Source organism: Paracidovorax anthurii, assembly GCF_003269065.1.
GTDB classification, from domain to species: domain Bacteria; phylum Pseudomonadota; class Gammaproteobacteria; order Burkholderiales; family Burkholderiaceae_C; genus Paracidovorax; species Paracidovorax anthurii.
The window spans coordinates 6,856-11,296 of sequence record NZ_QLTA01000084.1 but is presented as its reverse complement, the minus strand read 5'-3'; the positions used below and the strand labels follow the sequence as shown (position 1 = coordinate 11,296).

The 4,441-nt window shown below is 71.7% G+C and carries 6 protein-coding genes; 1 reads left to right on the top strand and 5 read right to left on the bottom strand.

All coding sequences use genetic code 11. The features are described from left to right. Positions 1–281, top strand: a 281-nt coding sequence (locus AX018_RS23515) for an integrase core domain-containing protein (RefSeq protein ID WP_146749422.1), incomplete at its 5' end; no start/stop codon positions are given. A gap of 46 nt (positions 282–327) precedes the next feature. Here AX018_RS23515 and AX018_RS23510 read toward each other — a convergent pair. The 5 genes from AX018_RS23510 to AX018_RS23490 all read right to left on the bottom strand — a co-directional run. After that, positions 328–1,026 carry an IPTL-CTERM sorting domain-containing protein gene (locus tag AX018_RS23510; RefSeq protein WP_111882588.1) on the bottom strand — a complete coding sequence of 233 codons (699 nt, stop codon included), beginning with the start codon at positions 1,024–1,026 and terminating at the stop codon, positions 328–330. Positions 1,027–1,109: 83 nt separating this feature from the next. Next, entirely contained in the window at positions 1,110–1,913 is an 804-nt protein-coding gene (hpaI, locus tag AX018_RS23505) for a 4-hydroxy-2-oxoheptanedioate aldolase (protein ID WP_111882586.1), read from the bottom strand. 59 nt (positions 1,914–1,972) lie between these two features. Beyond that, positions 1,973–2,977: a hydroxyacid dehydrogenase gene (locus AX018_RS23500; protein WP_111882583.1), complete on the bottom strand. Its 1,005-nt coding sequence runs from the start codon at positions 2,975–2,977 to the stop codon at positions 1,973–1,975. Between the two features lie 144 nt (positions 2,978–3,121). Continuing rightward, positions 3,122–4,132 carry a Bug family tripartite tricarboxylate transporter substrate binding protein gene (locus AX018_RS23495; RefSeq protein WP_111882581.1) on the bottom strand — a complete coding sequence of 337 codons (1,011 nt, stop codon included), beginning with the start codon at positions 4,130–4,132 and terminating at the stop codon, positions 3,122–3,124. A gap of 141 nt (positions 4,133–4,273) precedes the next feature. Further along, positions 4,274–4,441 (bottom strand): aldehyde dehydrogenase family protein (locus tag AX018_RS23490; protein ID WP_146749423.1); only part of this gene is annotated, 168 nt, incomplete at its 5' end.

Genomic DNA, 4,441 nt, shown 5'->3' with positions numbered 1-4,441 from the left:
GCTCTGGCTACTACCAGGCCATCCACGATCGCCACGGGCTGACCTGCTCGATGACCGATGGCTACGATTGCTACCAGAACGCACTGGCCGAGCGGGTCAATGGCATTCTCAAAGGCGAGTTCCTGCTGTGCAGACCTGCCGATCTGGCGCAGGCCCGGCGCATGGTGAGCCAGTCAGTTCCCATCTACAACAACCAACGGCCTCATCTGTCGTTGAAAATGCAAACGCCCGATGCCGTGCATCGGGCGTCTCTGGCCGGCCAATGCCGGTCTGTTCAATGATCCAGGTGTCAACCTAGATCAGGACGGGTCAGGCGCGGGACGCGGATCAGCGCTGGCGGCGCAGGCGCGCGATGCCGAACATGCCGAGCAGCGAGGCCATCAGGATCAGGCCCCATTCGGACACGGTGGGAATGGCCGTTGCCGTCGTGGTCGGGGTCGGGGTCGTCGCCATGGCGACGCTCACGGGGGAGTTGTTGGCGGTGCTGCGGGAGGTGTCGGTCACGACCGAGACCAGGCAGGTGTCGGTCACGCCGCTGTTGCCCGTGCCCACGGTGTTGCAGCCCGAATTGTGGGTGGAGGTGCCGTTGGAGCCGACGACGACCACGGCCGAGAAGCGGTCGGCCGTGGAGTGCGGCGACGTGCCCGACACCCACAGCACGGCCTGCATGATGTTCACGTTCGTGATGTTGCCGGAGGCGTCGGTGGAGATGCGCAGCGAGTTGAGCCGCGCATTCGTGTCGGTGGAGGCCACGGTGTCGAGGCCGCTGGTGAAGCTGTAGGAGGTGACCGTGGAGCCGATTTCCAGGTTGTTCGCGCTCGCCGGCAGGGCGCCGGTCGTCGTGAACGTGCCGCTCACGTTGTGCGTGGTGAGGAAGTTCGCGCACAGGGTGGAGGGCACCGTGGTGCAGCTCGTGTAGTTCTGCAGGGTCGTGTAGTTGCCCGTGCTGCTGATGTTGACCGTGGCGCCGAACGACGTGCCGGCAGCCAGCGTGGCCACGAGGCCCAATAGGATTTTTCTCACCATCACCTCCAATTGTTAGTAGATTGTTACAAGCCTTCCAGTGTAAGGGGTCGAATCTCGTTTGGGGTTGTCGTGCCGCCACATTTTCAGTAGGCGGCGCCGGCCCTGGGCGGGGGCACCTCTGCCGCGCCGCCGAATTGCGCGCGCAGCCGGCGTGCCGCATTGACGAACATCAACACGTCCACCCCCACGGCGACGAAGGTGCAGCCCAGCTCCAGGTAGCGCCGCGCCAGGGCGGGGTCGGAGGTGAGCGTGCCGGCGGCCTTGCCGCTGGCGATGATGGTGCGCATGGCGTCCTCGATGGCGGCCTGCACCTCGGGGTGGCCGGGGTTGCCCCGGTGGCCCATGGAGGCCGCGAGGTCGGCCGGGCCGATGAACACGCCGTGCACGCCCTCCACTGCGCAGATGGCGGGCAGGTTGCGCAGGGCCGTGGCGGTCTCGGCCTGCACGAGCAGGCAGACCTCGTCGTCGGCCACGTCGAGGTAGTCGGCGCGCGCACTCCACTGCGATGCACGGGCCACGGCGCTGCCCACGCCCCGCACGCCGTGCGGCGGGTACTGCGTGGCGGCGGCGATGGCGCGCGCCTGCTCGGGCGTGTCCACCATGGGCACGAGCAGCGTGCGCGCGCCGATGTCCAGCATCTGCTTGATGAGGGCGGTGCTGCCTTCCACCACGCGCACCACGGGCTGCGCCGGGTGGGCGGCCACGGCCTGCAGGGCGGCGAGCGTGGCGCGCAGGTCGTTGGGGGCGTGTTCGCCGTCGATCAGCAGCCAGTCGTAGCCGGTGGTGGCGGCCGCCTCGGCCAGGTACGGGTCGGCCATGGAGAGCCACAGGCCGATCTGGGGATAGCGGGCGGCGAGGGCGGATTTGAAGGGGTTGTGGGCGGGCATGGCGTGTGCGGGAAGGGAATGAATCGTGAAGGGTACGCGGTCGGGCGGGGGCCGTGGGGTCAGCCGTCCGCCAGCAGGTGGCCGGCCGGCAGGGCACGGCCCCGCAGGTGGTCCAGGATGTTGCGGGCCGTGAGGGTGGCCACGCGCAGCGCGGCGTCGCGGGTGACGCCGGCCACGTGGGGGGTGAGCAGCACCTGCGGCAGCTTCGCGAGCGGATGGCGCTCGGGCAGGGGCTCGGTGTCGAAGGTGTCCAGCCCCGCGCCGGCGAGCTGCCCGCCATGCAGCGCCGCGATCAGCGCATCCTCCTGCACGACGGGGCCGCGCGCGGTGTTGACGAGCAGGCTGCCGGGGCGCATCAGGCCCAGTTCGCGCGCGCCGATCAGGCCGCGCGTGCGCTCGGTCAGGGGGCAGTGCAGGCTCAGGATGTCCACGCGCGCCAGCAGCCGGTCCAGGTCGGGCTCGGTGGCGAAGCCGTCGGCCTGCCCGGGCGGGCGCAGCACCAGCACCTGCGCGCCCAGCGCGGCGGCCAGGCGCGCGGTGGCGCGGCCGATGCTGCCGTAGCCCACGATGCCCACCGTGGAGCCCCGGAAGTCGCGGCCCTGCCACTGGCTGCCTGCCCAGCCGCCCGCGCGCACGCGGCGGTCCAGCTCGGGCAATTGGCGGGTGAGCGCCAGCATCAGCGCCAGCGCGTGTTCGGCCACCGCGTCGGCGTTGGCCCCCGGCGCCACGGCCACGGCCACGCCGCGGCGCCGCGCGGCCTCCCGGTCCACGCTGTCCACGCCCGCGCCGTTCTTGGCCACGATGCGCAGCGCGGGCGCCGCGGCCAGCACGCGTTCGGTCACCGGCGGGGAGCCGCGCAGCACCAGCGCCTGCGCGCCCGTGGCGGCGAGCTGCTCCGCCAGCGCGTCCTCGGTCACCGGGCCCGCCATGCAATGCACCCGCCCGCCGGCCTCGCGCACCATGTCCTGGGCGGCCTCGGCCCAGTGCGCGGCGGTGACGAGGACATCGAACGGGGCTGGCGGCGTGGGGGCTTCGTGGTGGGTCGGGTCTGGGGAGGCGTTCATGGCGCGGTCATGCAGGGTGCACGAAGTGCACGAGGTGGAAAAGGAATGCGGAAGGCGCGGCGAGGGCGGCCGCGCCGCGCCGGCGTGGAGCGGGAAGGGCGTGGGAGGGGGCGGAAGTGGATGGGGTGGCCGCCCGGAGGGATGTCAATCGATCTTGATGCCGTTGGCCTGGATGACCTTGCCGTAGCGGTTCCACTCGTCCTGCGTGAAGCGGGCCAGGGCCTGGGGCGTGCCCGGCTGCGGGCGCACGCCCAGGGCGCCCAGGCGTTCGAGCACGTCGGGTTGGCGGAGCACGGCGTTCAGGGTGGTGTTGAGCGTGGCCAGCACGTCCTTGCCGGTCTTGGCGGGGGCGTAGAGGGCATACCACGCGTTGACCTCGAAGCCGGGGTAGCCGGCCTCGGCGAAGGTGGGCACGTCGGGCAGCTCGGGCAGGCGCGCGGGCGAGGCCACGGCCAGCGCGCGCACCTTGCCGCCCTTGATGAGCGGCGAGGCGCTGGTGAGCGTGTCCAGGATCATGTCCAGCCGCCCGCCCATGAGGTCCATGGTGTGCGCGTTGCCGCCCTTGTAGGGCACGTGGTTGATCTGCACCTGCGCGGCCTGCTTGAAGAGCTCGGCCGAGAGGTGCAGCGGCGAGCCGTTGCCCGAGGAGCCGTAGTTGAGCGTGCCGGGCTGCCTGCGCGCGGCCTCCACCAGCGCGCGCACGCTGGTGTAGGGCGAATCCTGGGCCACCACCAGCACCATGGGCACCACGCCGATCAGGCCGATGGGCGCGAAGTCGGCCACGGCGTCGTAGCCGGGCCGGGCGTAGAGGTGCGGGCTCACGGCATGGCTGGCGAGCGAGCCCAGCACCAGCGTGTAGCCGTCGGGCGCGGACTTGGCCGCCGCCGTGGTGCCGATGGTGGTGCCCGCGCCGGGGCGGTTGTCGATCACCACGGGCTGCTTGAGCGCGTCGCCCAGCTTCTGCCCGACGAGCCGGGCCACGGCATCGTTGGCGCCGCCGGCCGGGTAGGGCACCAGCAGGGTGACGGGCTTGGTGGGATAGGCATCCGCCGCGTGCGCGGCCGCGAGCGGCGCGGCCAGGCCGCAGAGGGCGAGTGCCGCCGGGAGCAGCAGCGCGCGCCGGCGCGCGCCGTCAGGGGAAGCGATGGGGGTCATGGGTTGTCTCCTTGTGTGTGGTTTTCTCGATCGACAAAGAGGCCGGCACGGCGCCCATGTCGCACCGTGCCGGCCGGGAAATCCATCATTCCATGCGCGTGTTCCGTTTCCGTTCCCGTGGGCCGGCGTGGGGCGCGGCCATCAGTCGAGCCCGCCCTGGCAGAGGTACTTGGTGTGCAGGTAGTCGTCCAGCCCGTGCGTGGAGCCCTCGCGCCCGTAGCCCGACTCCTTCACGCCCCCGAAGGGCGCGGCCTCCGCCGCCAGCGCCCCCTCGTTGATGCCCACGATGCCCGTCTCCAGCAGCCCCGC